The sequence below is a fragment of the Oceanicella actignis genome (assembly GCF_008124525.1).
Taxonomy (GTDB): Bacteria; Pseudomonadota; Alphaproteobacteria; order Rhodobacterales; family Rhodobacteraceae; genus Oceanicella; species Oceanicella actignis.
On sequence record NZ_VNHJ01000004.1, the window covers coordinates 190255 to 216592 of the forward strand.

The 26338-nt window shown below is 73.8% G+C and carries 24 protein-coding genes; 16 read left to right on the forward strand and 8 right to left on the reverse strand.

Translation table 11 applies throughout. The features are described 5' to 3' along the window. Nucleotides 1-323 precede the first annotated feature (323 nt). From LY05_RS08000 to LY05_RS08015, 4 genes are read right to left on the reverse strand one after another with little or no spacing between them, the layout of a single operon-like run. Nucleotides 324-623, reverse strand: a complete 300-nt coding sequence (locus LY05_RS08000) for a succinate dehydrogenase assembly factor 2 (protein WP_072748233.1) — start codon at nt 621-623, stop codon at nt 324-326. Continuing rightward, nucleotides 620-1567 carry an ROK family protein gene (locus tag LY05_RS08005; protein WP_148922766.1) on the reverse strand — a complete coding sequence of 316 codons (948 nt, stop codon included), beginning with the start codon at nt 1565-1567 and terminating at the stop codon, nt 620-622. The genes LY05_RS08000 and LY05_RS08005 overlap by 4 nt, the downstream gene beginning before the upstream one ends. 34 nt (nt 1568-1601) lie before the next feature. After that, on the reverse strand, nt 1602-1997 hold the full coding sequence (locus tag LY05_RS08010) for a helix-turn-helix domain-containing protein (protein WP_148922767.1): 396 nt from the start codon (nt 1995-1997) through the stop codon (nt 1602-1604). After that, nucleotides 1994-2848, reverse strand: a complete 855-nt coding sequence (locus tag LY05_RS08015; RefSeq protein ID WP_211356298.1) for a TatD family hydrolase — start codon at nt 2846-2848, stop codon at nt 1994-1996. Before LY05_RS08015 ends, LY05_RS08010 begins: the two co-directional genes overlap by 4 nt. A gap of 541 nt (nt 2849-3389) precedes the next feature. Here LY05_RS08015 and LY05_RS08020 point away from each other — a divergent pair. From LY05_RS08020 to LY05_RS08035, 4 genes are all read left to right on the forward strand, one after another. Further along, nucleotides 3390-4340 (forward strand): DMT family transporter, encoded by a 951-nt coding sequence (locus LY05_RS08020; RefSeq protein WP_148922768.1) that lies wholly within the window; start codon nt 3390-3392, stop codon nt 4338-4340. Nucleotides 4341-4644: 304 nt separating this feature from the next. Continuing rightward, a complete protein-coding gene (locus LY05_RS08025; RefSeq protein ID WP_148922769.1) occupies nt 4645-5847 on the forward strand; it encodes a pyridoxal phosphate-dependent aminotransferase in 1203 nt (400 codons plus the stop codon). 318 nt (nt 5848-6165) lie between these two features. Then, nucleotides 6166-7293, forward strand: coding sequence for a carboxylate-amine ligase (locus LY05_RS08030; RefSeq protein ID WP_072748238.1), 1128 nt, complete (start codon nt 6166-6168; stop codon nt 7291-7293). A gap of 68 nt (nt 7294-7361) precedes the next feature. Then, entirely contained in the window at nt 7362-8219 is an 858-nt protein-coding gene (locus LY05_RS08035; RefSeq protein WP_211356299.1) for a DUF2189 domain-containing protein, read from the forward strand. 367 nt (nt 8220-8586) lie between these two features. On the opposite strand, the gene LY05_RS08040 is transcribed toward LY05_RS08035, so the two are convergent. Next, a complete protein-coding gene (locus LY05_RS08040; RefSeq protein WP_148922770.1) occupies nt 8587-10245 on the reverse strand; it encodes an FAD-binding dehydrogenase in 1659 nt (552 codons plus the stop codon). A gap of 134 nt (nt 10246-10379) precedes the next feature. After that, nucleotides 10380-11225 (reverse strand): SDR family NAD(P)-dependent oxidoreductase, encoded by an 846-nt coding sequence (locus LY05_RS08045; protein WP_170258898.1) that lies wholly within the window; start codon nt 11223-11225, stop codon nt 10380-10382. A gap of 247 nt (nt 11226-11472) precedes the next feature. Here LY05_RS08045 and LY05_RS08050 point away from each other — a divergent pair, with 247 nt between their 5' ends. The 12 genes from LY05_RS08050 (at nt 11473) to rplS (ending at nt 21472) form a co-directional block, all read left to right on the forward strand. After that, on the forward strand, nt 11473-12480 hold the full coding sequence (locus LY05_RS08050; RefSeq protein WP_148922772.1) for a metal ABC transporter solute-binding protein, Zn/Mn family: 1008 nt from the start codon (nt 11473-11475) through the stop codon (nt 12478-12480). A gap of 92 nt (nt 12481-12572) precedes the next feature. After that, entirely contained in the window at nt 12573-13316 is a 744-nt protein-coding gene (locus LY05_RS08055; RefSeq protein WP_148922826.1) for a metal ABC transporter ATP-binding protein, read from the forward strand. Nucleotides 13317-13473: 157 nt separating this feature from the next. Continuing rightward, nucleotides 13474-14694, forward strand: a complete 1221-nt coding sequence (locus LY05_RS08060) for a metal ABC transporter permease (protein WP_148922773.1) — start codon at nt 13474-13476, stop codon at nt 14692-14694. Continuing rightward, on the forward strand, nt 14691-15653 hold the full coding sequence (locus tag LY05_RS08065) for a metal ABC transporter permease (RefSeq protein WP_249041898.1): 963 nt from the start codon (nt 14691-14693) through the stop codon (nt 15651-15653). The genes LY05_RS08060 and LY05_RS08065 overlap by 4 nt, the downstream gene beginning before the upstream one ends. Nucleotides 15654-15938: 285 nt before the next feature. Further along, complete coding sequence (locus LY05_RS08070) at nt 15939-16526, forward strand: invasion associated locus B family protein (protein ID WP_148922774.1); 588 nt, start codon at nt 15939-15941, stop codon at nt 16524-16526. A gap of 200 nt (nt 16527-16726) precedes the next feature. Continuing rightward, nucleotides 16727-18244, forward strand: a complete 1518-nt coding sequence (gene ffh, locus LY05_RS08075) for a signal recognition particle protein (protein ID WP_148922775.1) — start codon at nt 16727-16729, stop codon at nt 18242-18244. Between the two features lie 5 nt (nt 18245-18249). Continuing rightward, nucleotides 18250-18546 (forward strand): chorismate mutase, encoded by a 297-nt coding sequence (locus LY05_RS08080; RefSeq protein WP_428842396.1) that lies wholly within the window; start codon nt 18250-18252, stop codon nt 18544-18546. Between the two features lie 39 nt (nt 18547-18585). Further along, nucleotides 18586-18948, forward strand: a complete 363-nt coding sequence (gene rpsP, locus LY05_RS08085) for a 30S ribosomal protein S16 (protein WP_072748246.1) — start codon at nt 18586-18588, stop codon at nt 18946-18948. Between the two features lie 33 nt (nt 18949-18981). Then, entirely contained in the window at nt 18982-19614 is a 633-nt protein-coding gene (bluB, locus tag LY05_RS08090) for a 5,6-dimethylbenzimidazole synthase (RefSeq protein ID WP_148922777.1), read from the forward strand. 51 nt (nt 19615-19665) lie between these two features. Beyond that, a complete protein-coding gene (gene rimM, locus LY05_RS08095) occupies nt 19666-20301 on the forward strand; it encodes a ribosome maturation factor RimM (RefSeq protein WP_148922778.1) in 636 nt (211 codons plus the stop codon). Next, the gene (gene trmD, locus LY05_RS08100; protein ID WP_148922779.1) at nt 20298-21098 is read left to right on the forward strand and encodes a tRNA (guanosine(37)-N1)-methyltransferase TrmD; all 801 of its coding nucleotides are present in this window, start codon (nt 20298-20300) and stop codon (nt 21096-21098) included. The genes rimM and trmD overlap by 4 nt, the downstream gene beginning before the upstream one ends. Next, on the forward strand, nt 21098-21472 hold the full coding sequence (gene rplS / locus LY05_RS08105) for a 50S ribosomal protein L19 (RefSeq protein ID WP_072748249.1): 375 nt from the start codon (nt 21098-21100) through the stop codon (nt 21470-21472). The genes trmD and rplS overlap by 1 nt, the downstream gene beginning before the upstream one ends. A gap of 531 nt (nt 21473-22003) precedes the next feature. Here rplS and LY05_RS08110 read toward each other — a convergent pair. Both LY05_RS08110 and LY05_RS08115 read right to left on the reverse strand, forming a co-directional pair. Continuing rightward, nucleotides 22004-22489: an Lrp/AsnC family transcriptional regulator gene (locus tag LY05_RS08110; RefSeq protein ID WP_072748250.1), complete on the reverse strand. Its 486-nt coding sequence runs from the start codon at nt 22487-22489 to the stop codon at nt 22004-22006. A gap of 131 nt (nt 22490-22620) precedes the next feature. Further along, nucleotides 22621-26127: an indolepyruvate ferredoxin oxidoreductase family protein gene (locus tag LY05_RS08115; RefSeq protein ID WP_148922780.1), complete on the reverse strand. Its 3507-nt coding sequence runs from the start codon at nt 26125-26127 to the stop codon at nt 22621-22623. Nucleotides 26128-26338: the final 211 nt, after the last annotated feature.

Sequence of the window (26338 nt, forward strand, 5' to 3'; positions counted from 1 at the left end):
CTGCGTCGGGCGGCCCCACTGCGCGGAAAGGGTCGCCGCCGCGCCATCGCTCCGCCCGCGCGCCGCGCGGCCCGGCCCGCGAGGGCGTTCCCGGCTGGCCCGGCTGGTTCGCGCCGGGTCAGGCCGCACCCTCCGCGCGCGGGCGCGCGCGGGCGATCCCTTCTCGGTCACCGCCGCCACCGTCGTTCCGTCGGCCGCCCTCTGCGCGGGTGTTGCGCCTGTTGATCCCGGCGGTGGCGTGCGGGAGCCCCTGTTTCGCCGCCATGACCCGGCCGCCTTCGGCCTGCGCCCGGCCGCGCGCCCCGGCGCCGCCGCCGGCAGGATCAGCCGCGCGGCGCGATGCCGTGAAAGTCGCGCAGCGCCGCGATCATGGGCATGTGCCGCTCGGGCGCGGGCGCGGCGCCGCTGACCCACAGATACAGGTCCTGGTCGTTCTCGGCCATCAGCGCCTCGAGCGCGTCGAGATCGCACGCGGCCCGGCCCTCGGCCACCGCGTCGGCGAAGGGGCCGAGGATCAGGTCCATCTCCTTGGTTCCGCGCCGCCAGCAGCGCAGCCGCAGCCGCTTGAGCCGCATGGCCGCGCCCTCGTCCGCCAAGGCGCCGTCGCGCTCGTGTCCCGTCATGTGTCCCTCGCTTCCTCGTCCCAAAGCCGGGCGGCGCCGCGCACGCCCGATCCGTCGCCATGCATGTTTCGCCTTATGGCCGTTTCGAACACGTCCGAAAAGACGTGAGGCCGCGTCGCCTCGCTCAGCCGCGCCTCGATGCCGGGCAGGTTCGACAGCCCCCCGCCCAGGACCACCGCCTCGGGGTCGAGCACGTTCACGATCAGCGCCAGCGCCCGGCCCGCCCGGTCGAACCAGCGATCGAGCGCGGCGCGGGCGTCCTCGTCGCCCGCCTCGGCCAGCGCCGCGATCTCGGCCGCGTCCGGACCCTCGCCCTCGGCCGCCCCGACGGCGCGGGCGAAATCGGCCGCCAGCCCCGGCCCCGACAGCCACGTCTCGATGCAGCCGCGCCGGCCGCACCAGCAGCGCGGCGGGTCCAGCTCGTCGGCGCGCGGGGCGGGAAGGGGGATGTGCCCCCACTCGCCCGCGACGCCGTTGCGCCCGCGCAGCGCGCGCCCCGCGATCACGATCCCCGCGCCAACGCCGGTGCCCAGGATTGCGCCGAACACGCTGCGCGCCCCCGCGCCCGCCCCATCGGCGGCCTCGGACAGCGCGAAGCAGTCGGCGTCGTTGGCCACGCGCACGGGCCGGCCCAGCGCCTGCGCCAGATCGCGCGCCAAGGGGCGGCCCAGCATCCACACCGCGTTGCCGTTGCGCGCCAGCCCGGTGGCCGGCGAGAGCGAGCCCGGCGCCCCCACGCCCGCGCGCGGCGCGCGCACCCCCGCGCGCGCCTCGAGCGCGGCGGCCAGATCGGCCATCGCGCGCAGGCAGGCCGCGTAGTCATGGCGCGGGGTGGGCGCGCGCATGCGCGCAAGCTCGCGCCCGTCGGGGGTCATCAGAACCCCCTCGATCTTCGTGCCGCCGAAGTCGAGGCCAAGGCGGGGCGCGTCGTCCGCGCCGCTCATGCCGCCGCCGGGCGACAGGGACGGGCGGCGCGCATCAGCCCCGCGCCGTCGCCAGCTTGCGCAGGCGCTTCTCCAGATGGGCCAGCCGGTCGCCCAGCCGCCCATGCTCGGCGCGGATCGCGCGCAGCTCGTCCAGCAGCGCGGCCTCTTCGACCGGGGGCGCATCGGGGCCCTCGTCGGCGGGCGCCGGCCCCTCGCCGCGGCCGGTCAGCAGCCAGCCCAGCGACACGTTCAGCAAACCGGCCAGCACCTGGAGCCGGTTCGCGCGCGGCTCCGAGCGGTCGTCCTCCCAGTTGCGCAGCGTGGCGGGGCGCACGCCAAGCCGCGCGGCCAGCTGCGCCTGGCTCAGACCGGCGGCCATGCGCGCGGCGGCCAGGCGGTCTCCGAGGGTGGCGGCCTCTTCGCCATACCATTCCTGCGGGTCGGTCATCGGGCTTCCTCCTCGTGATTTCGTGGCTGTGGCGCCGCCGGCCCCGAGGGCGCGAAAAACGCCTCGGCCGCGGCGAAGGTCGCGGCGGCCAGGGCCTCGGGGCGCTCGCCGCGCAGGCGGGCGGTCTCCTGGGCGATCCAGACCAGGTTCGCCGGCTCGTTGCGCGCGCGGCGCGGGCCGCCCGCGTCGGTCCGGGGCATGGAGCGCGGGAACAGATAGGGCGCATCGGTCTCGAGCATCAGCCGCCCGGCGGGAATGCGGCCGATCAGGCGCACGAGCTCGGCGTTGCGGCGTTCGTCGCAGATCCAGCCCGTGACGCCGAAGCTCAGCCCCAGCTCGAGGCAGGTTTCGAGCAGCGCCTCGCCGCCGGTGAAGCAATGGAGCGTCGCGCGCGGCAGATCCCGGCCCATCGCGGCGAGCATCCGGCAGAACAGCGCCTCGGCGCCGCGCTGGTGCAGGAACAGCGGCAGCCCCAGATCGGCCGCCAGGCGCAGCTGCGCCTCGAAGGCGCGGATCTGCGCGTCGCGCGGGGCGTAGGCGCGCTCGAGATCCAGCCCGCACTCGCCCACCGCGCGCACCTCGGGGCGGGCCAGCAGCGCACGCACAAGCGGGGCGTCCTCGTCCCAGCGCTCGGCATGGTGGGGATGGACGCCGGCGGTCGAGACGAAGCCGAGGCGCGCGGCCAGATCCGCCGAGGCCGCCGAGCCGGGCCCGTCCACGCCGGTCAGGGCCATGCGCGTCACCCCCGCCCTCTTCGCGCGCGCCACGACCTGATCGCGGTCGCGGTCGAAATGCGACTTGGCCAGGTTCACGCCGATGTCGAACAGCTCCATGACGCGCAGCCTAATCATGCGCGCGCAGGGCGCAAGGGGCGCGGCGACGCAGGCGCGCAGCCCTCGGGCCCCTGCCCCGGGCCGGTCCTGGCGCGCCGCGCCGCGCTGCGGCCGGGGGCGACCGGCGCGGCGGCCCCGAGGCGCCGGAGCGCGGCCGCCCCGGCCTGGCCCGATGCGCCGCACAAGGCCGCGCCGCCGCGCACGGGGCGGGCCGCGGGGCCGCGCAGCCTTCGCGCCGCGGCGCGCCAAGGGCCGCGCGGCGACGCCCCCGCGGCCGGTCAGGGCCCCCGCCCCGGCCGGTCCGGGCGCGCGGCGCTCGCGGCGGTCGGGGGGCACGGCTCTCGCCGCGGCCATGAGGCGCCCGGCGCCGCGGCCCCGGCGAGAACGGCGCGCCGCCCTCGCCGCCGGGTCGAGGGGCGACCCCTCGCAGCGGTCGGGGCGCAGGCGGGGCGCGCGCCTTGACGCCCGCATGCGGGGCGGCGCGCAAGATCCGGGTGGCGGGGGCGGCGCGCGGGGCGCATGGTCGCCGCACGGAAAGGGAATCAACCATGGAGCCGACATGCGCATCACCAACCGCGCCTGGGCCGAGCTGGCGCTCTTGTCGCTGATCTGGGGCGCCTCCTTTCTGACCATCGCGCTGGCGTTGCGGGCGACGGGGCCGTTCACGGCGGTCTTCTGGCGCGTGTGCCTGGGCGCGGGGGCGCTGTGGGCCGCGGCGCTGGCGATGCGGCTCGGGGTTCCGCGCGACCTGCGTTTCTGGGGCGCATGCGCGGTCATGGGGCTGCTGAACAACGTCGTTCCCTTCACGCTGATGGCCTGGGGGCAGACCAGCATCGAGAGCGGCCTGACGGCGATCCTCAACGCGACGACGGCGGTGTTCGGCGCGCTGACCGCGGCGGCCTTCCTGCGCGACGAGCGCCTGACCGCGGGGCGCGCCGCGGGGGTGGCGCTGGGCCTTGCGGGCGTCGCCGCGATCGTCGGACCCGAGGCGCTGGGCGCGTTCGACATCCGCTCGCTGGGGCAGCTGGCGGTGCTGGGCGGGGCGCTGAGCTATGCGCTCGCCTCGGTATGGGGGCGCGCGCGGCTGGGCGGGCGCCCGCCCGTGGTGGCGGCGGCGGGCATGACCAGCGCGGCGACGCTGATGATGGCGCCGCTCATGCTGCTGGTCGAAGGGCCGCCGCGGCTGGATCTGGGCGCCGCGGCATGGGGCGCGATCCTGTATTACGCACTGATCGGCACGGCGCTGGCCTATCTGCTCTATTACCGCATCCTGGCCATGGCGGGCGCCGCGAACCTGATGCTGGTGACGCTGATGATCCCGCCGACCGCGATCGTGCTGGGGCGCGTCGTGCTGGACGAGCGCCTGGCCCCCTCGGCCTATCTGGGCTTCGCGCTGATCGCGCTGGGGCTCATCGCGATCGACGGCCGGGCCGCGGCGGCGCTGCGGCGCGCGCGCAGGCCCGCCCCGCGCGCCGCGCCGCCGACCAGGGGCCGCCCCGACCGGCCCTGAGCCGCCGCGCGGCGCGTGCGGCATCCGGTCCGCGCCGGCCTCGCCCAGCGCGCGCGCCCCGAGGACGGGCGCGCCGCTTGCCGGCCGCGCGCGACGCCGCGCCCGGCCCGCCCGGCCAAGGACGGCGCAAGGCCGGCGCCCCGCCCGATCCGGCGCCCGATCGCCCCCCGGCCCGTCCCAACCCCGCGCATCGCCGCGCGGCGGGCGCCATGGCCGGCAAGTTGCCCGCCCTCTCGCGCTTCGCCTTGCCGCGCGCCCGCGGCGGGCGTAGAGAGTGCGCGGACGCAACCAAGGAGCCTTCACGATGGCCTTTCTCGCCGACAGCCTCTCCCGCGTGAAACCCTCGCAGACCATCGCGGTCACCAACAAGGCGCGCGAGCTCAGGGCGGCCGGGCGCGACGTCATCGGCCTTGGCGCGGGCGAGCCCGATTTCGACACGCCCGACAACGTCAAGGCCGCCGCCAAGGCCGCCATCGACGCGGGGCACACCAAATACACCGCGGTCGACGGCATCCCCGAGCTCAAGGAGGCCATCTGCGCCAAGTTCAAGCGCGAGAACGGGCTCGACTACGCGCCCGCCCAGGTGTCGGTCGGCGCGGGCGGCAAGCAGGTGCTCTACAACGCCCTCATGGCCACGCTCAACCCAGGCGACGAGGTCATCATCCCCGCGCCCTACTGGGTCAGCTATCCCGACATGGTTCTGCTGGCGGGCGGCGCGCCGGTGATCGTCGAGGCCACGCTCGAGAACCGCTTCAAGATCACCCCCGAGCAGCTCGAGGCGGCGATCACGCCGAAGACCAAGTGGTTCATCTTCAACTCGCCCTCGAACCCCTCGGGCGCGGGCTATTCGCGCGACGAGCTCAAGGGCCTGACCGAGGTGCTCATGCGCCATCCCCATGTCTGGGTGATGACCGACGACATGTATGAGCACATCGCCTACCCGCCCTTCGAGTTCTGCACCCCCGCGCAGGTCGAGCCGGGGCTTTACGAGCGCACGCTGACCTGCAACGGCGTCTCGAAGGCCTATGCGATGACCGGCTGGCGCATCGGCTACGCCGCCGGCCCGGTCGAGCTGATCGCGGCCATGCGCAAGCTGCAGTCGCAAAGCACCTCGAACCCCTGCTCGATCTCGCAATGGGCGGCGGTCGAGGCGCTGAACGGCCCGCAGGACTTCCTGGCCGAGCGGCGCGAGGCCTTCCGCCGCCGGCGCGATCTCGTGGTGCGGATGCTCAACGAGGCCGAGGGCGTCGAGTGCCCCACCCCCGAGGGCGCGTTCTACGTCTATCCCTCGATCAAGGGCTGCATCGGCAAGACCGCCCCCTCGGGCAAGAAGATCGCCACGGACGAGGACTTCGCCGCCGAGCTGCTCGAGACCGAGGGCGTGGCGGTGGTGTTCGGCGCGGCCTTCGGATTGTCGCCGAACTTCCGCGTCTCCTACGCCACCTCGGACGAGCTGCTCGAGGAAGCCTGCCGGCGCATCCAGCGCTTCTGCGCCGCGCTGCGCTAAGGCCGAGCGCCTAGGGCCGCAGCCCCGGGTCGAAGCGGCCAGGGCCGACCGGCCCGGGTCGCGGCGCCAAGGTCGCTCGGCCGGGGTCTCGCGGCCAGGGTCGTGCGGCCGGGGTCTTGCGGCCGCGCGCGGGGGGAGAGGCGGCGCGCGCCCTCGGCCCCGCGCGCCCTAGGCCCCACGCGGCGTCCGGCCCGGCGGCGCGCGCCGTCGGGCCGGCACGGCGCCCCGTTCCCGCGCGAACCGCGCCCGTTGTCCCCTCTGCGCCCCGCCGGTAACGTCATGACCGCGCGCAGCGAAAACCCACGGAGGGGACAGCGGATGGAACGACCCAGCCTGACCGTCGGCATCGAGGAGGAATACCTGATCGTCGACCGCGAGACGCGCGATCTGGTCGCCCGTCCCGATCCCGCCTTCATGCAGGCCTGCGAGCGGCGCCTGGGCAAGCGCGTGACGGTCGAGTTCCTGCAATGCCAGGTCGAGGTCGGCACCGCCCCGCACGCCACCGTCCCCGAAGCGGCGGACGAGCTGCGCGCCCTGCGCGCCGCCGTCGCCCAGACGGCGGCCGAGTTCGGCTATGCGCCCATCGCCGCCTCGTCCCACCCCTTCGCCCGCTGGCGCGATCAGACCCACACCCGCAAGGAGCGCTACGACGCCCTGCGCGCCGATCTGGGCCAGACCGTGCGCCGGCTGCTGATCTGCGGGTGCCATGTGCATGTCGGCGTCGAGGACGAGGACCTGCGCATCGACCTGATGAACCAGGCGGCGTATTTCCTGCCCCATCTTCTGGCGCTCAGCTGCTCGTCCCCGTTCTGGGAGGGCGAGGACACCGGCCTGGCCAGCTACCGGCTGACGGTGTTCGACGCCCTGCCCCGCACCGGGCTGCCCGATCCGCTCGGCTCGTATTCGGAATACCGGCGCCTGACCGACCAGCTGGTGCGCTCGGGCTGCATCGAGGACGCGACGCGCATCTGGTGGGACATCCGGCCCTCGGACCGCTTCCCCACGCTCGAGCAGCGGGTCACGGACGTGTGCTCGCTGGCGCGCGACGCGGCGACGGTGGCCGCGCTCTATCAGAGCCTTCTGGCCTATCTGTTCCGCCTGCGCACGCGCAACCAGCGCTGGCGGCTGTATCCGCACACGCTGATCCGCGAAAACCGCTGGCGCGCCCAGCGCTACGGCGTCTCGGGCGAGCTGGTCGATCACGGGCGCGCGCGCCTTGCCCCCATGGCCGACCTGGTCGAGGAGCTGATCGACATGCTCGGCCCCGACGCCGAGGCGCTGGGCTGCGCGGCCGAGCTGCGCCATGCGCGCGCCATCGCCGCGCAGGGCGTGTCGGCCGACCGGCAGCGGCGCGTGCACGCCGCCGCGCTCGAGGCCGGCGCCGATCCGGCCGAAGCCATGCGCGCGGTCGTCGATTCGCTGATCGAGGAATTCGCCGCAGGCTGAGCTTGGCGATCCCCCGCCCGCCGCGCTAACCTTTTGCGCAACGAAACGAAGACGCAGGGGGAAACGCCATGAACGCGCAAACGCCGCGCGCCTATCCGCCCATGCCCAGGGTGCGGCCGCTGAGCTGGGCCGACATCCGCGACGCGGTGGCCAGGGGGCTGGACGATTTCCGCGCCGCGCCGCTCTACGGGCTGTTCTTCGGCGGCATCTTCGCCGCGGGCGGGCTGTTGATGCTGGCCTTCCTGACGCGGCTCGAGATGCCGTGGATGATCCTGTTCCTCGGGGTCGGCTTCCCGCTCATCGGACCCTTCGCGGCGGTCGGGCTTTACGAGGTCAGCCGCCGGCGCGAGCTGGGCCTGCCGCTGAGCTGGCGCGCCGTTCTGGGGGTGGTCTTCGCCCAGAGCCGGCGCGAGCTGGGCTGGATGGCCTTCGTGACGCTCTTCATCTTCTGGGTGTGGATCTATCAGGTGCGGCTCTTGCTGGCGCTGTTCCTGGGGGGCAAGTCCTTCTCCTCGCTGGACGAGTTCCTGACCGTCGTCGCGACCACCCCCGAGGGGCTGGGCTTTCTGGCGGTGGGCACGCTCGACGGCGCCTTTCTGGCGACGGTGCTGTTCTCGGCCACGGTGACGGCGATTCCGCTGCTTCTGGACCGCGAGCGCGACTTCATCACGGCGCTGATCGTCAGCTTCCAGACGGTTTTCCGCTCGCCCGTGGTGATGATCGGCTGGGCGTGGATCGTGACCGCGACGGTGATGCTGTCGATGCTGCCGGCCTTTCTGGGGCTGGTGGTGACGCTGCCGGTGCTGGGCCATGCGACCTGGCATCTTTACCGCCGCGCGGTCGAGCCCGACGAGGCCCCCACGCAGGACGCGGCCGGCGCGCCCCCGGGCGCGGGCGACGCCGACGCGCTGCGCGGGCCGGCCTGAGGCACGGGAAATGGCGCGGCGACCCTTGAGATCGCCGCGCCTGCCTTTGAATGCGGAACTGAAATCAATTTCAACCAAGAGGGACCGGCGCGCCCCGCGACGCACGCCTTGTCAAATCAGGCGCCGCGGCTTTCGCCGCTCCGGTCGGGATCCCGTGGGATCCGTCGATGCCGGCGGCTTCCCCTCCGCCGGTCTTCTCCCCCCATGCGATTGCGTCATCAACGATTCCGAAACTATCGATTCGTCGTGACAGGATCGTGACGTTGCGTCGGGCGGGCGCGAAAAAACGCCGAAGCGGCTGAACCGCCCCCCGAACCGCCGTCCGAACCGCCCCGCGAATCGCGCCCGAAGCGCCCCCGCGCCGGCCTCAGCTGCGCCCGGCCGCCGCGCGCCCCGCGGCCCGGCCCGAGAAGATGCACCCGCCCAGGAACGTGCCCTCGAGCGCCCGCGCGCCATGCAGCCCGCCGCCGCCGAAGCCCGCCGCCTCGCCCGCCGCGAACAGCCCCGGCATGGGCGCGCCGTCGGCGCCCAGGGCGCGCGCCTGCAGGTCGGTCTCGATCCCGCCCAGGGTCTTGCGGGTCAGGATGTTGAGCCGCACCGCGATCAGCGGGCCGTTCGCCGGGTCGAGCAGCTTGTGCGGCGGCGCGGTGCGGATCAGCCGGTCGCCGCGATAGCGGCGCGCATTGCGGATGGCCATGATCTGCGCGTCCTTGCAGAACGGGTTGTCCAGCTGCGCGTCGCGCGCGGCGATCTGCTCGAGCATGTCGGCCGGGTCCAGCAGATCCTCGCCCGTCATGGCGTTCATCGCCTCGACCAGCGCGCGCGGATCCTCGCGCACGATGAAATCGGCGCCCTTCTCCTTGAAGGCCTCGACCGGCCCCGGCGCGCGCCGCCCGACCGCGCGCCGCGCGACCATGCGCCAGCTGCGCCCGGTCAGGTCGGGGTTCTGCTCGGACCCCGACAGGGCGAATTCCTTGCGGATGATCTTCTGCGTCAGCACGAACCAGGAATGATCGCGCCCCGTGCGCAGGATCCGCTCGAGCGTGCCCAGCGTGTCGAAGCCGGGCAGATACGGCGCCTCGAGCCGCCGGCCGAAGGCGTCGAACCACATCGAGGACGGCCCCGGCAGGATGCGGATCCCGTGCGCGGGCCAGATGGGGGCCCAGTTGCGCACGCCCTCGACATAGTGCCACATGCGATCGCGGTTGATCAGGCGCGCCCCGGCGGCGGCGGCGATCTCGATCCCGCGCCCGTCCACATGCGCCGGCACGCCCGACAGCATCGCGCGCGGCGCGGGGCCCAGGCGCTCGGGCCACAGGGCGCGGACCTTCTCGAGATCGCCGCCCACCCCGCCCGAGGCCAGGATCACGGCCTCGGCCTCGACGGCGAAGGCGCCCAGCTCGCGCCGGTTCGTCGGCGCGCCGCGCGGGGCCTCGTCCGGGGCCAGGATCGCCCCCTGCGCGCCCGCCGCGGCGCCCGCGCGCATGACGATCTCGTCGACGCGGCGGCGGAACAGCAGGCGCAGCCGCCCGGCCTCTTGCTGCGCGCGCAGCCGCCGCTCCAGCGCCTCGACCAGCGCCGGGCCGGTGCCCCAGGCGACGTGAAAGCGCGGGACCGAGTTGCCCGGCCCCGAAGCGTCATGCCCCCCGCGCTCGGCCCAGCCCACGACGGGAAAGAACCGCACGCCGCGTTCGCGCAGCCAGGCGCGCTTTTCGCCGGCGGCGAAGTCCACATAGGCCTCGGCCCAGGCGCGCGGCCAACGGTCCTCGGGGCGGTGGAAGCCCGCCGTGCCGAGCCAGTCGCGCAGCGCCAGATCGCGGCTGTCGCGCACGCCCATGCGCCGCTGCTCGGGGCTGTCGACCAGGAACAGGCCGCCGAACGACCAGAAGGCCTGCCCGCCCAGGCTCTGCGGCCCCTCCTGATCCAGAAGGATCACCTTGCGCCCGGCCTCGGCCGCCTCGGCCGCGGCGGTCATGCCCGCAAGCCCCGCGCCGATCACCAGCACATCCGCCCGTTCCGTTTCCATGCGCTCCTCCGCCCTCGCGCCGGTCCCGACGCCGGCTTCGGCGCAAGCGTGCCCCGTCGCCGCGCAGCCCGCAAGACGCCGCCCGGCGCGCGCGGCCGGCCCCCGCCGAAGCGCCGCCGGGGCGGGGGCGGCCTTCAGCCTGGCGGGGGACGGCGGCCCTGCTCGGCGCGGCGGGCGCGGCGCGCGGCGCGCGCGGTCCACAGCCGCAGCGCCGGGCGCAGGGCGTCGCCCAGCCGGCCGAGCGCCGCCAGCTCGGCGCCGACGAAGACCTCGGCCCTGCCCCGCGCCATCCCGCGCAGCAAGGCGCGCGCGACCTCTTCGGCCGAGCGCACCCGCGCCGCGCCCGACAGCGCCGCCAGCTCGGGCGGCTTGAGCGGCCGTTCCGCCGCCAGTTGCGGCGTGTCCGTGTCGGGCGGATGGCAGATGGTGACGCCGACGCCGAAGGGCGCGCATTCGGCGCGCAGCGTCTCGGCAAGCCCGCGCAGCGCGAACTTGGTCGGCCCGTAAGCCGCGTAGCCCGGCAGCCCCACAAGCCCCGCGCCCGACCCGACCAGCCCCGCCGCGCCGCGCCTGCGCGCGCGCATTCCCGCAAGCGCCGGGCGCAGCAGGTTGAGCGCGCCGAAATAGTTCACCTCCATCAAGGCGCGGAACGCCTCGGGCGGCAGCGCCTCGAAACGGCCCGGCAAGGTCGCGCCCGCCGACAGGATCAGCGTCTCGACCGGCCCGAATTCGCCCTCGGCCTCGCGCAGCGCTCGCGCCGCCGCCTCGGCGTCGGTCACGTCCAGCGGCGCGACGCGCACCCGCGCGCCCGGCGCGGCGCGGCGCACGCGCTCGGCGGCGGCGCTCAGCCGCGCCGAGTCGCGGGCGGCCAGGGTCACCGGCGCGCCCCGCCGCGCCAGAAGCTCGGCCGCGGCAAGGCCGATGCCGCTCGATCCGCCCGAGACGAAGGCGTGGCCGTCGGTCAGGCGCCTGGGGGACATGCGCTCCTCCATCGCAGTTGCGGGCGCGCCAGGGCGCCGGCCGCGCCAGTGGGCGCCGCGGCGGGCGCGGATGTCAACGGCGGGCCGGGGGGCGATCTTGCGTCGCGGGATCGGGGCGCTCGAGATCGGGGGCCCGAGAGCGCGTCGGTTCGGGGCCGAACTGAAATTGAAAATCATTCTCATTTATCTTGACGCGACGCCGCCCGCGCGCCTAGATGAGAACGGCTCGCAAGAAGGAGAACCGCGCATGACCCACCGACGCCTGGCGCAAGCCGCCAACGCCCGCGCCGCCGCGCCGACCCGGCGGGGCCTGCTGGCCGGCGCCGCAGCGCTGGCGCTGGCGGCGGCCGCGCCGCTGCGCGCGCAGGACAAGCCGCGCGTCGTCTGCACCACCTCGATGCTGGGCGACATGATGCGCAACCTCGCCGGCGGCCGGGCCGAGGTCCGGGCGCTCATGGGCCCGGGGATCGATCCGCATTCCTACCGGCAGACGCGCTCGGACGTGGCGCTGATGCTGCGCGCAGATCTGATGGTGTGGCACGGGCTGTGGCTCGAGGCGCAGATGGACGACTTCCTGCGCGAGCTGGCCCGGCGCAAGCCCGCCGCCGCGCTGGCCGAATCCCTGCCGCGCGCGCTGCTGCGCCCGCATGACTCCTACCCCGACCGCTGGGACCCGCATGTGTGGATGGACCCGGCCCTGTGGGCGCGCCTGCTGACGCCGGCGGCGGCGCTGCTTGCGCGCATCGACCCCGAGGGCGCCGACGCCTTCGCCGCCGCGGCCGAGCGGCACGGCGCCGAGATGGCCGCCCTCGACGCCTATGCGCGCGAGACCCTGGCCACCGTCCCGCCCGAGCGGCGCGTGCTGATCACGGCGCATGACGCCTTCGGCTATTTCGGCCGCGCCTATGGCTTCGAGGTGATGGGCGTGCAGGGCATGTCCACCGAGTCCGAGGCCGGCCTGCAGCGCATCCGCCAGCTGGTGGACGTGCTGGTCTCGCGCCGCGTGGGCGCGGTGTTCGTGGAAAGCTCGGTCTCCGAGCGCAATCTGCGCGCGCTGATCGAGGGCGCGGCCGCGCGCGGGCACGAGGTGCGCGTGGGGGCCGAGCTCTACTCGGACGCCATGGGGCCCGAGGGCAGCTACGAGGGCACGTATCTGGGCATGATCGATCACAACGTGACCGCCATCGCCCGCGCGCTGGGCGGACGGGCGCCGGCGCGCGGCATGCGCGGGCTTCTGCGCGAGGCGCAAACATGAGCGCCGCCTGCGAAGCCGCCGCGGCGGCCGGACCCGCCCGGCTTGCGCGCGATGCCGCGGCGGGCGCGGCCGAGAGGGCCGGGACGGCGACCATGGCGCTCGCCCCCGCCCAGGGCATGAGCGTGCGCGGTCTGAGCGTCAGCTACGGGCGCATCCCGGCGATCATGGACGTGGACGCCGATTTTCCCCTCGGCGCCATGACCGCCATCATCGGCCCCAACGGCGCGGGCAAGTCGACTCTGCTCAAGGCGGCGCTCGGGCTTGTGCCGCGGCTGACGGGCGAGGTGCGCGTCCTGGGCCGCCCGCTCGAGCGCGCGCGCGACCTGATCGCCTATGTGCCGCAGCGCGCCTCGGTGGATTGGGAGTTCCCCGCCCGCGTCATCGACGTGGCGTTGATGGGGCTTTACCGGCGCAAGGGGCTGTGGCGCCTGTTCGACCGGAACGACCGCCGCCGGGCGATGGAATGCCTGGCCATGGTGGGGATGGAGAGCTTCGCCCGGCGCCAGATCGGCGAGCTGTCGGGCGGCCAGCAGCAGCGCGTGTTCATCGCCCGCGCCCTGGCGCAGGATGCGCAGGCCTATCTGCTGGACGAGCCCTTCGCCGGCGTCGACGCGGCGACCGAGCGCGCCATCGTCGCGGTTCTGCGCCAGCTGCGCGACGCCGGGCGGGCGGTGGTCTGCGTGCATCATGATCTGAGCACCGCGCCGGTCTATTTCGACCGGGCGCTGCTGCTCAACCGCGTGGTCGTGGCGCAGGGCCCGACGGCCGAGACGCTGACCCCGCGCAACCTGCGGCTGGCCTATGGCGGCCGGCTCGAGACCGCGGCGACGCCATGACCCGCGCGGCCGGGTCCCGCCGCGCGCCGCAGGACCCTTCCGGGCGCCGCCGCCCCATGCACCCGTTCCTCGCGCGCAGCCCTGCGCCCAAGCTCGCGGCGGGCGAAGGCGCGCGGGGCTGCGCCGCGCGAAGCAGGGTCTCGTGATTATGGACCCGATGAGCGAATTCCTGCGCGCCCTGACCTTGAACGCCGGCTACAACGCCGCGCTGGTCGCCGTCGGCGCGGCGCTGCTGGGCGCGGCGGGCGGCGCGGCGGGAACCTTCGTCGGCCTCAGGCGGCGCGCCCTGGCCACCGACGCGGCGGCCCATGCCACGCTGCCGGGGGTGGCGGCGGCGTTCATGCTGATGGCGTGGCTGGGCGGCGACGGGCGCTGGCTGCCGGGGCTGCTGGCGGGCTCGGCGCTGAGCGCGGCGCTGGGCATGTGGCTGGCCGACCGCATGGCCGCGCGCACGCGCTTGCCCGAGGATGCGGCCATCGGCGCGATCCTGTCCACCTTCTATGGGCTGGGCGTGGTGCTGCTGACGGTGATCCAGGGCATGAACGCGGGCAAGGCGGCGGGGCTGTCGGGCTTTCTGCTGGGGCAGACGGCGGGCATGCTGCGCGCCGAGGCGCTGACCATCGCCGCGGCGGGCGCGCTGGCCGGACTGATCGCCTTTGCGCTGCGCAGGCCGATGACGCTGGTCTGCTTCGATCCGGGCCATGCGGCGGCGATGGGCGTGCCGGTGCGCGCGGTGGATCTGGCGATCATGGGCCTTGCGGTCGGCGTGACGGTGATCGGGCTCAAGATCGTGGGGCTGGTGCTGGTGGTGGCCTTGCTGATCGTGCCGCCGGCGGCGGCGCGCTTCTGGACCGACCGGGTCGAAGCGATGACGGCGCTCGCCGCACTGATGGGCGCGGCGGCGGGGTGGATCGGCGCGGCGCTGTCGGCCTCGGCGCAGGACATGCCCGCGGGGGCGCTCATCGTGCTGACGGCGTTCGGGCTTTTCGCGCTGTCCATGCTGGCGGCGCCGAGGCGCGGCGCGCTGGCCGCGCTGGCCGCAAGGCGGGCGGTGCGGCGGCGCATGTTGCTGCGCCAGGGCCTGGCCGCCCTGGCGCGCGGCGCCGCCCCGGGCGATGCGGCGCAGCTTCGCGCGCTGCGCCGGGCCGGCATGATCGGTCCCGACGGCGCGCCCACCGCGCGCGGGCTTGCGGCCGCCGCCGAGGTGGCGCGCGACATGCGCCGACGCAGCTTTCTGCGCGGGGGCTACGCGCTGGATGCGGGGCTGACCGAGTTCCTGACGCGCGACGACGGGCTGACCCCGCTCGAGCGCATGCTGGCGCCAGATCAGCTGGCGGCGCTGGACGCGGCCATGGCAAGCGGCGGAGAGGCGCCATGATCGATCCCCTGATCGCCGAGATCTCGAGCCCGGAATTCGTGCAGCTGAGCCTGCCGCCCATGGTCATCGGCGCGCTGGCGGCGATGAGCTGCGCCCTGCCCGGCAACTTTCTGCTGCTGCGCCGGCAGTCGATGCTGGCCGATGCGGTCTCGCATGTGGCGCTGCCCGGCATCGTCGCCGCCTTCCTGCTGACCGGCTCGATGGCCGGCGGAACGATGATGCTGGGCGCGGGCGCGGCGGCCCTTGTCGCGGCGGGCATGATCGAGGCGGTGCGGCGCGTGGGCCGGCTCGAGCCCGGGGCGGCCATGGGCGTGGTGTTCACGGCCATGTTCGCGCTGGGGGTGCTGATGCTCGAGCGCACGGGCGCCTCGGGCGTGCATCTGGACGTCGAGCACGCGCTTTACGGCAATCTCGAAAGCCTGATCTGGTTCGACGCGACGGGCTGGAGCTCGGCGGCCGATCCGCGCGCCCTGGCGGGGCTGCCGGCGCCGCTGTGGCGGCTGGCGGCGGCGCTGGCGGCGATGGCGGCGCTGACGCGGCTGTTCTGGAAGGAGCTGACCATCTCGACCTTCGACCCCGGCCATGCGCAGGTCATCGGCGTGCCGGTGCGCGCGCTGAGCCTGGGCCTGACGGGCGCGACCGCGGCGGCGGCGGTGGCGGCCTTCGACGCGGTGGGCTCGATCCTGGTCATCGCCATGTTCATCTGCCCGCCCGCGGCGGCGCGGCTGTGCGCGAACACGCTGTCGCGGCAGGTCTGGCTGAGCATGCTGTTCGCGGCGCTGTCGGCGCTGGTCGGCTATGTGCTGGCTGGCTACGGGCCGCTGTGGCTGGGGGCGCGCGGCTCGGTCAGCGCGGCGGGGATGATCGCGGTGGTCTCGGGGCTGATCCTGGCGCTGGCCTGCGTGGCCGGGCCGGCGCGGCGGCGCGCGGGCGGGGCGCTCGGCGCCGAGGGAAGATGAGGGCGCGGGCGGCGGCGATTCCCGCCAAGTCAAGGGCTTGACCGTCCGAGCGACTCGGCCTAGCGTGCCCTCAGCGATTGGCCGAGCCAGTCCGACAGGGAAGAGACGACATCCGGAAAACCGGTGCGTGAAAGCGGGCGCCGCCCCACGGCGCTCGCGATTTCCTGCGCGCATTCGCCGGGCGCGGCGGGCTTTGGCCTTGATTTCGCCGCCGCGCGCGCCCAGACACGAGACGGGCGGCGCCGGCGCCGCTCTTGGCTGGACAAACTCAGGACGACCGACCCCATGACCTCCACCCTTCGCATCGCGCTCGCCGCGGCGGCCCTCGCCGCAGCCGCCCCCGCCTGGTCGCAGACCGCCGCGCCCCAGCCGGCCCCCCAGCCCGCCGCGCCGCCGGCGGCGCAGGCCGAGGCGCCCAAGACCGCCCCGGCCGCCCCGCGCGAGGTCGAGGTGGCGCGGCATGGCGACTGGCGCGTGGTCTGCGTGCCCGAGGGCAAGCCCTGCGTGATGCTGCAGGACGGCTTCAACGCCCAGGGGCAGAAGATCATGCAGGTGCGCATCCGCAAGATCCCGCCCCAGCAGACCCAGGCCGGCACGGTCGAGGCGGCCATGCAGGTGGCGGTGCCGCTGGGCGTGCTGCTGCCCGCGGGCGTGCGCATCCAGATCGACCGCGACAAGCCCCTGGTCGCCGGCTACACCATCTGCGACCGCGGCGGGTGCATCCTGCAGCAGCCGGCGCCGAACCGCCTGATCGCGGCCATGAAGAAGGGCGCCAAGGCCACCTTCACCATCGTCGCCCCGCCCAACCGCGAGATCCCGGTGGACATCTCGCTCACCGGCTTCACCGCGGCGTGGAACGCGCTCGAGCCCTGACGCGCCCGCGCCCGGCGCGGTTGACTTGCCGGGCCGGGCGGCGTATCTGACGCGGGAATCCCCGGAAGCCAACGCTTCCGGTCCCCGCCATGCGCGGGGATCGCCGTCGGCCAGCGCGTTGCGCCCGCCGGCGCGAAACCGCTTGCCGACGGCCCAGGGGCCGCGGCGCACCGCAACGTTCGCCTCAAGGAGGGGCGCCGATGTTCGAGAGCCTTTCAGAGCGCCTTTCGGGCGTGTTCGACAAGCTCACCAGGCAGGGCGCGCTGACCGAGGCCGACGTCTCGGCGGCGCTGCGCGAGGTGCGCGTGGCGCTGCTCGAGGCGGACGTGTCGCTGCCGGTGGCGCGCGACTTCATCCGTCAGGTGCAGGCCAAGGCCGCCGGCCAGGCGGTCACGCGCTCGGTGACGCCGGGCCAGCAGGTGGTCAAGATCGTCCATGACGAGCTGGTGGCCATGCTGGCGGGCGACGAGGGCGAGATCGGCGCCCTGCGCATCGACAGCCCGCCCGCGCCGGTGCTGATGGTCGGCCTTCAGGGCTCGGGCAAGACGACCACCACCGCCAAGCTCGCCCGCCGCCTGAAGGAGAAGGACCGCAAGAAGGTCCTGATGGCCTCGCTCGACACGCGCCGCCCCGCGGCGATGGAGCAGCTGGCCGTGCTGGGCGCGCAGATCGGGGTGGACGTGCTGCCCATCGTGCCCGGCGAAACGCCGGTGCAGATCGCCCGGCGCGCGCGCCAGCAGGCCATGCTGGGGGGCTACGACGTCTACCTGCTCGACACCGCCGGGCGCCTGTCCATCGACGACGAGCTGATGGCCGAGGTCGAGGCCGTGCGCGACGAGGTCAAGCCGCGCGAGACGCTGCTGGTCGTCGACGGCCTGACCGGCCAGGACGCGGTGCACACGGCCGAGAATTTCGACCGCCGCATCGGCGTCACCGGCGTCGTGCTGACGCGCATGGACGGCGACGGGCGCGGCGGCGCGGCGCTGTCGATGCGCGCCGTCACCGGCAAGCCGATCAAGTTCGTCGGCCTGGGCGAGAAGATGGACGCGCTCGAGGAATTCCACCCCGAGCGCGTGGCCGGCCGCATCCTGGGCATGGGCGACATCGTCAGCCTGGTCGAGAAGGCGCAGGAGACGATCGAGCAGGAAGAGGCCGAGCGCATGATGAAGCGGTTCCGTCAGGGCCGCTTCGACATGAACGACCTCAAGACCCAGCTCGAGCAGATGCTGCGCATGGGCGGCGTCGGCGGCCTGATGTCCATGCTGCCGGGCATGGGCAAGATGCAGAAGCAGCTGGACGCCGCGGGCCTCGACGACAAGGTGCTGCGGCGCCAGATCGCCATCATCCAGTCCATGACCAAGGCCGAGCGCCGCAACCCCCAGATCATGCAGGCCAGCCGCAAGAAGCGCGTGGCCAGGGGCTGCGGGCTCGAGGTCTCGGACGTCAACAAGCTTCTGAAGATGCACCGCCAGATGGCGGACATGATGAAGAAAATGGGCAAGATGGGCAAGAAGGGCCTGCTGCGCGGCGGCCTTGGCGCGCTGCTGGGCAAGGGCGCGCCGGCGCCCGACGCGGCGGGCCTTCCGCCCGGGCTGGCGCCCGGCGCGACGCCCCCGGGCCTGCCGGGCGGTCTGCCGGGCGGGCTGCCCGGTCTGGGCGGCGGGGCGCTGCCGCCGGGCCTTGCGGGCCTGACGCGCGGAGCGGGCAAGAAGAAATGAGCGAAATGCACAACGACGCCGCCCGCGCGCAGCAGCTTCTGGCCGCCTACCGCGCCGACATCGACAATCTGGACGCGATCCTGGTCTACACCCTGGCCCAGCGCTTCAAGGCGACCAAGGCGGTCGGGCGGCTCAAGGCCGAGCACGACCTGCCCCCCGCCGACCCCGCCCGCGAAGAGCGCCAGATCGCCCGCCTGCAGAAGCTGGCGCAGGACGCCGACCTGGACCCCGAATTCGCGAAGAAGTTCCTGAACTTCATCATTCAGGAAGTCATTCGCCACCACGAGCAGATGCAGAAATAGGGCCTCGGCCCGCCACCGGTCATCCAAGGAGACACGACAATGGCCATCAAGATCCGCCTCGCCCGCGCGGGCTCGAAGAAGCGTCCCTTCTACCGCGTCGTCGCCGCCGACAGCCGCGCGCCGCGCGACGGCCGCTTCATCGAGAAGCTGGGCACCTACAACCCGCTCCTGCCCAAGGACAGCGAGGACCGCGTCAAGCTGAACGTCGAGCGCATCATGGAGTGGATCTCCAAGGGCGCGCAGCCGACCGACCGCGTCTCGCGCTTCCTCGAGGCGGCGGGCGCCATCGAGAAGAAGCAGCGCGCCAACCTCAAGAAGGGCCAGCCGGGCAAGAAGGCGCAGGAGCGCGCCGCCGCCCGCGCCGAGAAGGCCGCCGCCGCCGCCGAGGCTTCGGCCGAGTAAGCCCCGCGCGCCCGCGGCGCAAGGAGGCGGCGCATGGACGTCTTTCCCGACGATTTCCGCGCCCGGCTCGCCGAGCTGATGCGGCTGCGCCGGGACGTTCGCCGCTTCCGCCCCGACCCGGCGCCGGCCGAGGTCATCGAGGCCATGCTCGCGGCCGCGCGCCTCGCGCCCTCGGTCGGGCTGTCCGAGCCGTGGCGCTTCGTCCACGTCGCCAGCGAAGCGGCCCGCGCCGCGGCGCTGGCGAATTTCCAGCAGGCCAACGCCCGCGCGCTCGCCGGATATTCGGGCGAGCGCGCGCGCCTTTACGCCGGGCTCAAGCTGTCGGGCATGCGCGAGGCGCCCGTGCAGCTGGCCGTCTTCTGCGACGAGAGCACGCCCAAGGGCGCGGGTCTGGGCGCCGCCACCATGCCCGAGACGCGCCGCTACTCGGTGGTGGCGGCGGTGACGAACATGTGGCTGACGGCGCGCGCCGCGGGGCTGGGCATGGGCTGGGTCTCGATCCTGGACCCCGAGCGGCTGGCGCGCGATCTGGACGTGCCCGCCGACTGGTCGCTGGTGGCCTATCTGTGCATCGGCTGGCCCGAAGAGAACCTGGAAGAACCCGAGCTTGAACGCGCGGGCTGGGAGTCGCGCGCCCCCGCGCCGCCCCGCCCGCTGGTCCGCTGACCGCGCCGGTCCCCGCCGCGCGCGGGGCCGCCCCGCAAGGAGACGACGCCCATGACCGCATCCAAGGCGCATGACGACGCCCCCGCCGGACATGTCTGCGTCGGCGCCGTGGCCGGCGCCTATGGCGTGCGCGGCGAGGTGCGGCTCAAATCCTTCTGCGCCGAGCCCGCCGCCATCGCCGACTATGCGCCGCTGGTCGCCGCCGACGGGCGCAGCTTTTCGGTCACGCTGATCCGGCCGCTCAAGGACGGCTACGCCGCGCGCCTGTCGGGCGTGAGCACGCGCGAGCAGGCCGAGGCGCTGCGCGGGCTGCGCCTTTACGCCCCGCGCGAGCGGCTGCCCTCGTTGCCCGAGGACGAATTCTACCACGCCGACCTCATCGGACTCGAGGTGGTCAGCGTCGGCGGCGCCCCCCTTGGGCGGGTGATCGCGGTGCATGACCACGGCGCGGGCGACTTTCTCGAGATCGCCGGGCCGGGGCTGACGCACACCGCCCTTCTGCCCTTCACCCGCGAGGCGGCGCCGACGGTGGATCTTGCCGCCGGGCGCATCGTGGCCGACCCGCCCGAGGGGGTCTTCCCCGCCCGCGGCGACGGCGCGGACGCCGCCCACGGGGCCGACGACGCGGGCGCTGGCGGCGACGCGCCCGACGCGCTCGACGCGCGCGACGGGGGCGACGGGGCATGAAGGCGCCCGCCCCCGGCGTCTGGACCGCGCGGGTGCTGACGCTGTTTCCGCAGATGTTCCCCGGCCCGCTCGGCATGTCGCTGACCGGCCGGGCGCTGGAGCGCGGGCTGTGGGCGCTCGAGCCCATCGACATCCGCGACTTCGCCTTCGACCGCCACCGCTCGGTGGACGCGCCGCCGGCGGGGGGCGGGCCGGGCATGGTCATGCGTCCCGACGTGGTGGCGGCGGCCATCGACCACGCCGATGCGGGGCTGTCGCGCGAAGAATGGCCGGTCATCTACCTGTCGCCGCGCGGGCGGCGCTTCGATCAGGCCATGGCGCGGCGCCTTGCGGCCTGCCGGGGCGCGACGCTGCTTTGCGGCCGTTTCGAGGGCGTGGACCAGCGCGTTCTGGACGCGCGCGGCGTCGAGGAGGTGTCGCTGGGCGATTTCGTGCTGACGGGCGGAGAAATTCCCGCCATGGCATTGATCGACGCCACGGTTCGGCTTATACCCCGCGTTCTCGGGAACGCCGAGTCGACGCAGGAGGAATCGTTCTCTTCCGGTCTGCTCGAACACCCGCAGTATACGAGGCCGACGGAATGGGAAGGCCGCGCGATACCGGAGGTGCTCCTCTCCGGCCATCACGCGAAGATCGCCGCCTGGCGGCGCGCCCAGTCCGAACGCCTGACCAAGGAACGTCGTCCCGACCTCTGGCGGGCCCTGTCGGAAGGCAGCGCGGACCCGGAAGGAGAGGCAGAGCTCTCGGACGCGAAAACCTCCGCCGCGACAGGCGGGCAGAAGAAGGACGAACGCTGATGAACCTGCTTCAGCAGATCGAGGCCGAGCACATCAAGGAGCTTGGCAAGGACATCCCCGATTTCGCCCCGGGCGACACGGTGCGCGTGGGCTTCAAGGTGACCGAGGGCAACCGCACCCGCGTCCAGAACTACGAGGGCGTGTGCATCGCGCGCAATGGCGGCTCGGGCCTGGGCGCGTCCTTCACCGTGCGCAAGATCTCGTTCGGCGAGGGCGTCGAGCGCGTGTTCCCGCTGCACTCGCCGCTGATCGACAGCATCACCGTGGTGCGCCGCGGCAAGGTGCGCCGCGCCAAGCTCTACTACCTGCGCGCGCGCCGCGGCAAATCGGCCCGCATCGCCGAGCGCAGCAACTACAAGCCCAAGGAAGACTGAGCCTTCCAGGGCATGGCGGCGCCCGCGCGGCGCCCGTCTTCGCGGCGCCCCCTGTGGGCGCCGCGCGCGTTTTGAGCGGCATTCGGGGTGCGCGCGTTTAGCGCTGCGCGCGTTCCGGGCCGCAGGCGTTCCGGGCCGCGCGCGTTCGGGGCTGCGCCGGCGCCGCAGGCCGGGCGCTTGGGGCTGCGTTCGGGGCCGCGCGCGTTTGGGGCTACGCTCAAGCCGAGCGGCGTGCGCGCTGGGCTGCGCGCCAGCCAGGCCGCGGGCGTGCGGGGCCGCGCGTTTTGGCCTGCGCCAGCGCTCGGCTGCGTGCGTTGCAGGCGGCGCAGCGTCCCGGCCGCGGACGTGCGGAGCGGCGCAGGGTCCGAGCTGCGCGGGCGCGTCTTCGGGGCCGGGAGCGACGGGTGTGTCCCCGGGGCCGCCGCGCGCCTTGCGGGGCCGAAGCCTTGCGCCAAGGCGCGACGCGCCCCGCGCCGCGTCCTTCCCCGCCGCCTGACCCGCCCCATCAGGGCCGGACGCCCCCGGCGGCGCTCAGATCGGCAGGGCCAGGGTGTTCTTGACCTCGCGCAGGGCGAAGTTCGACTGCACATGGCTCACATGCGGCAGGTGCAGGATCGAGACCTTGACCACCTGCTCGTACTCCTTCACCGAGCGCACCAGCACGCGCAGGATGTAGTCGTTCTCGCCCGCCAGCGAGTAGCATTGCAGGATCTCGGGAAGGCGCCGGGCGGCCTCCTCGAAGGCGTTGAGCGCCTCTTCGTCGTGATGCGTCAGCCGCACCAGGCAGAAGACCGACACCTCGAAGCCCAGCGCGTCGGGGTCCAGCAGCACGGCGCGGCCGCGGATGACGCCGGCTTCCTCCATCTGCTTGATGCGCCGCCAGCAGGGGGTGTGCGACAGGCCCACGCGCTCGCCCACCTCGGCCACGGTCAGCGCCGGCTCGCTCTGGAGCACGCGCAGGATGCGCAGATCGGCGTCGTCGAGGGTGCGCGGCGCGGCGCGGCGCGGGGCGCTCATGGCCCCGCGCTCCGGGGCGGGGTGGGCCGGTGGGTCATGGCGCGTCTCCTGGCGCGGCGAGGGACAGGCCGTCGGGCTTGGCGTCCAGAATGCACCCGCCCCGGCGCGCAGGCAAGCGCCGGGGCGCGCCGTCACTGGGCGGCGATGCGGCTTTGGTCGGGCGCCGCCTCGGGGCCGGGCGCGGCGGGGCTGCGCAGCGCCTCGAGCAGGCGCGCGCGCGCCGCCTCGGCCTTGCGCATGGCTTCGGCCTTGACCGGACCGAAGCCGCGGATCTGCTGGGGCAGCGCCAGCAGCGCGCGCGCCGTCTCGGCGGTCTCGGGACGCAGGGCGCCGAGCGCGGTCTCGACATCCTCTTCGAAGCGGGCGATGAGCCGACGCTCGGCGCGGCGCTCCTCGGAGCGGCCGAAGGGGTCGAGCGGCGTGCCGCGCAGCGCCTTGCCGTGGCGCAGCAGCTTCAGCAACGGGCGCAGCCACGGACCGAAGACGCGCTTCTTCGGGCGCCCGTTCGCATCCGTCCCGCCCAGGAAGGGCGGCGCAAGATTGTAGCTGAGCGTGACTTCGCCGTCGAAACGGGCCTTGAGCCCCGCGATCCAGCCCTGGTCGGACAAGAGCCGCGCCACCTCGTATTCGTCCTTGTAGGCCAGCACCTTGGCGTAGGACACCGCCGCCGCGCGCGTCAGCGAGCCGGGCGCGTCGGGGTCCATGCCCAGGGCCTGCTCGGCGGCGCGCACGCGCTCGACCAGCGCGCGCCAGCGCCGCGCCAGGCGCTTGCCCTGATAGGCGGTCAGATGCGCCTCGCGATGGGCGACGATCTGCGCGAGGGTCATGTCCTCGAGCGCCGGCGGCGCGTCGTCGGGGCGCAGGAGCTCCTTCATCTTCTCGGGCCGCGCGGCCAGCAGCCGCCCCCAGTCGAAGGCCGCCTTGTTGGCCTCGACGGCGACGCCGTTGAGCTCGATCGCCGCCATGATCGCGTCGAGCGAGATCGGCGCCCAACCCGACTGCCAGGCATGCCCGAGCATCATCACATTGGCGGCGATGGCGTCGCCCGCCGTCGCCTCGGCCGCGGCGCGGAAGTCGAGGAAGGCCGAGTCGGGCGTCAGCGTCTTGCGCAGCGAAGCCAGCACCGCATGGGCCTTGAAGTCGAAATCGCGGTTGCGCACGAAATCGGCCACGGGCGTGAGCGCGGTGTTGACCACGCCATGGGTGCGCTCGGGGTCGCACAGGCCCCGCGCCTCGGCCGAGGCGGCGACCACGTCGTCGGCCGCGATCATCAGATCCGCCGCCCCCGGCACGATGCGCGGCGCAGCCACGTCCTCGGCCCGCCGGCCGATGCGCACATGGCTGAGCACCGCCCCGCCCTTCTGCGCCAGCCCCGCCATGTCCAGCAGCATCGCCGCCTTGCCGTCCAGATGCGCCGCCATGCCCAGGATCGCGCCGATGGTCAGCACGCCCGTGCCGCCGACGCCGGCGATGGCGATGTTCCAGGGCTCGTCCACGTCGCGGATCGCGGGCATGGGCAGATCGGCGACCTCGGCCGCGCCGGCGCCGCCGCGGCTTTTCTTCAGCTTGGCGCCCTCGAGCGTGACGAAGGAGGGGCAGAAGCCCTTCACGCACGAATAGTCCTTGTTGCAGGTGGACTGGTTGATGGTCCGCTTGCGGCCCATCGGGGTCTCGAGCGGCTCGATAGAGACGCAGTTGGACTGGATCGAGCAATCGCCGCAGCCCTCGCAGACCTCGGGGTTGATGAAGACGCGCTTTTTGGGGTCCTCCATCAGCCCGCGCTTGCGCCGGCGGCGCTTCTCGGCCGCGCAGGTCTGCACGTAGACGATGGCCGACACGCCCGGAACCTCGCGGATCTCGCGCTGGAGGCGGTCGAACTCGTCGCGGTGCAGCACCGTCACGCCGGGGGCGAGGTCGGACGCGCCCTCGTAGGTCTCGGGCGCGTCCGAGACCAGATAGATGGGCGCCACCCCCTCGTCATGCAGAAGGCGCGTGACCTTGGCCGGGGTCAGCGGCCCGTCCACCACCTGCCCGCCCGTCATCGCCACGGCGTCGTTGTAGAGGATCTTGTAGGTGACGTTGACCCCCGCGGCCACGGCCTGGCGAATGGCCAGATGACCCGAGTGGAAGAAGGTGCCGTCGCCCAGATTGACGAAGCGGTGCTTTTCCTCGGTGAAGGGGGCGATGCCGATCCAGGGCACGCCCTCGCCGCCCATCTGGGTGAAGGTCTCGGTGTTGCGGTCCATCCAGGTGACCATGTAGTGGCAGCCGATGCCGGCCATGGCCTTCGAGCCCTCGGGCACCTTGGTCGAGGTGTTGTGCGGGCAGCCCGAGCAATAGAAGGGCGTGCGCGCCACGGGGGCCTCGTGGGCGCGGGCGCGGGCGGCGCGGGCCTGCAGCGCGCGCAGCCGCTCGGCGATGCGGGCCTTGAGCCCCTCGTCCAGCTCGAGCCGCGCGATGCGCGCGCCGATGACGTTGGCCGCGTCCTCGACGGTCAGCGCCTTGGAATGGCTCAGGATCGCGTGGTCGTGGTGGTCGAACTTGCCGATGATCCTGGGCCGCACGTCGGCGCGCCAGTTGAACAGCTGCTGCTTGATCTGGTTCTCGATGATCTCGCGCCGCTCTTCCAGGATCACCACCTCGTCCAGCCCCTCGGCGAAATGGCGGATGCCGTGCGGCTCCAGCGGCCAGGGCATGCGCACCTTGTAAAGCCGCAGGCCGATGGCGCGGGCCTCGTCCTCGCCGATCCCGAGCTCGCGCAGGGCCTGGCGCGCGTCCTCATAGGCCTTGCCCGAGGCGACGATGCCCAAGCGCGCGCCCGGCGCGTCGATGATCGTCTCGTCCAGGCGGTTGGCGCGCGCGAAGGCCAGCGCGGCGTAGCCCTTGTATTCCTGCAGCCGCAGGTCCTGCTCGAGCGGCGGGTCGGGCCAGCGCAGGTTGAGCCCGCCCGGGGGCATCTCGAAATCCTCGGGAATGACGAATTCGCGCCGCTCCTGCGACAGGTCCACGATCGAGCTGGTCTCGACCGTGTCGGCGATCACCTTGAAGCCCACCCAGCAGCCCGACCAGCGCGACATGGCGACGCCGAGCAGGCCGTATTCAAGGAATTCATGCACCGAAGAGGGGTAGATCATCGGCATCAGGGCCGACATGAAGGCGTGGTCCGACTGGTGCGGAATGGTCGAGGACTTGCACGTATGGTCGTCGCCCGCGATGCACAGCACGCCGCCATGGGGGGCCGTGCCGGCGGCGTTGGCATGCTTGAAGACGTCGCCGCAGCGATCCACGCCAGGCCCCTTGCCATACCAGATGCCCAGCACCCCGTCCTTCTTCGCCCCGGGCGACAGGTGCAGCTGCTGCGAGCCCCAGACGGCGGTCGCGGCCAGCTCTTCGTTCACGCCGGGCTGGAAATGGATGTCGAGCGGCGCCAGGTGCTTGCGCGCCTTCGCCAGCTGCTGGTCGTAGCCCCCCAGCGGCGAGCCGCGATAACCCGAGATGAAGGCCCCGGTGTTGAGCCCCGCCGCGCGGTCGCGGCGCATCTGGGCGATGGGCAGGCGCACCAGCGCCTGCGTGCCGCTCATGAAGACCTGGCCGCTTTCGGCGGCGTATTTGTCGTCGAGCGTGATGGGCGCGTTCATTCGCAATTCTCCCTGCATGGCGCTTCGGCGGCGCCGCGGCGCCGGCCTGTCCTTGCGTCAATCATAGCGCAACGGCGCGAGGCTGGATTTGCGCAAACAGGGCAGCGATTGCGACCTTGCGCAACGTCATCCCATGATTGGATTATTTTATGGGTTTTCATCCTATCTTTCGCCATGTTGCGGCGCACAATATTTCGTATCGACGGAAACC

Excerpts from the sequence above, each read along its gene's own strand:
- LY05_RS08000 (WP_072748233.1), bottom strand. The coding sequence starts at position 623 with ATGACGGGACACGAGCGCGACGGCGCCTTGGCGGACGAGGGCGCGGCC.
- LY05_RS08065 (WP_249041898.1), top strand. The coding sequence starts at position 14,691 with ATGATCGATCCCCTGATCGCCGAGATCTCGAGCCCGGAATTCGTGCAG.
- LY05_RS08015 (WP_211356298.1), bottom strand. The coding sequence starts at position 2,848 with ATGATTAGGCTGCGCGTCATGGAGCTGTTCGACATCGGCGTGAACCTG.
- ffh (WP_148922775.1), top strand. The coding sequence starts at position 16,727 with ATGTTCGAGAGCCTTTCAGAGCGCCTTTCGGGCGTGTTCGACAAGCTC.
- LY05_RS08050 (WP_148922772.1), top strand. The coding sequence starts at position 11,473 with ATGACCCACCGACGCCTGGCGCAAGCCGCCAACGCCCGCGCCGCCGCG.
- bluB (WP_148922777.1), top strand. The coding sequence starts at position 18,982 with ATGGACGTCTTTCCCGACGATTTCCGCGCCCGGCTCGCCGAGCTGATG.
- LY05_RS08045 (WP_170258898.1), bottom strand. The coding sequence starts at position 11,225 with ATGTCCCCCAGGCGCCTGACCGACGGCCACGCCTTCGTCTCGGGCGGA.
- LY05_RS08070 (WP_148922774.1), top strand. The coding sequence starts at position 15,939 with ATGACCTCCACCCTTCGCATCGCGCTCGCCGCGGCGGCCCTCGCCGCA.
- LY05_RS08010 (WP_148922767.1), bottom strand. The coding sequence starts at position 1,997 with ATGACCGACCCGCAGGAATGGTATGGCGAAGAGGCCGCCACCCTCGGA.
- LY05_RS08005 (WP_148922766.1), bottom strand. The coding sequence starts at position 1,567 with ATGAGCGGCGCGGACGACGCGCCCCGCCTTGGCCTCGACTTCGGCGGC.
- trmD (WP_148922779.1), top strand. The coding sequence starts at position 20,298 with ATGAAGGCGCCCGCCCCCGGCGTCTGGACCGCGCGGGTGCTGACGCTG.
- rpsP (WP_072748246.1), top strand. The coding sequence starts at position 18,586 with ATGGCCATCAAGATCCGCCTCGCCCGCGCGGGCTCGAAGAAGCGTCCC.
- rplS (WP_072748249.1), top strand. The coding sequence starts at position 21,098 with ATGAACCTGCTTCAGCAGATCGAGGCCGAGCACATCAAGGAGCTTGGC.
- rimM (WP_148922778.1), top strand. The coding sequence starts at position 19,666 with ATGACCGCATCCAAGGCGCATGACGACGCCCCCGCCGGACATGTCTGC.
- LY05_RS08055 (WP_148922826.1), top strand. The coding sequence starts at position 12,573 with ATGGCGCTCGCCCCCGCCCAGGGCATGAGCGTGCGCGGTCTGAGCGTC.
- LY05_RS08115 (WP_148922780.1), bottom strand. The coding sequence starts at position 26,127 with ATGAACGCGCCCATCACGCTCGACGACAAATACGCCGCCGAAAGCGGC.
- LY05_RS08030 (WP_072748238.1), top strand. The coding sequence starts at position 6,166 with ATGGAACGACCCAGCCTGACCGTCGGCATCGAGGAGGAATACCTGATC.
- LY05_RS08040 (WP_148922770.1), bottom strand. The coding sequence starts at position 10,245 with ATGGAAACGGAACGGGCGGATGTGCTGGTGATCGGCGCGGGGCTTGCG.
- LY05_RS08025 (WP_148922769.1), top strand. The coding sequence starts at position 4,645 with ATGGCCTTTCTCGCCGACAGCCTCTCCCGCGTGAAACCCTCGCAGACC.
- LY05_RS08035 (WP_211356299.1), top strand. The coding sequence starts at position 7,362 with ATGAACGCGCAAACGCCGCGCGCCTATCCGCCCATGCCCAGGGTGCGG.
- LY05_RS08060 (WP_148922773.1), top strand. The coding sequence starts at position 13,474 with ATGAGCGAATTCCTGCGCGCCCTGACCTTGAACGCCGGCTACAACGCC.
- LY05_RS08020 (WP_148922768.1), top strand. The coding sequence starts at position 3,390 with ATGCGCATCACCAACCGCGCCTGGGCCGAGCTGGCGCTCTTGTCGCTG.
- LY05_RS08080 (WP_428842396.1), top strand. The coding sequence starts at position 18,250 with ATGCACAACGACGCCGCCCGCGCGCAGCAGCTTCTGGCCGCCTACCGC.
- LY05_RS08110 (WP_072748250.1), bottom strand. The coding sequence starts at position 22,489 with ATGAGCGCCCCGCGCCGCGCCGCGCCGCGCACCCTCGACGACGCCGAT.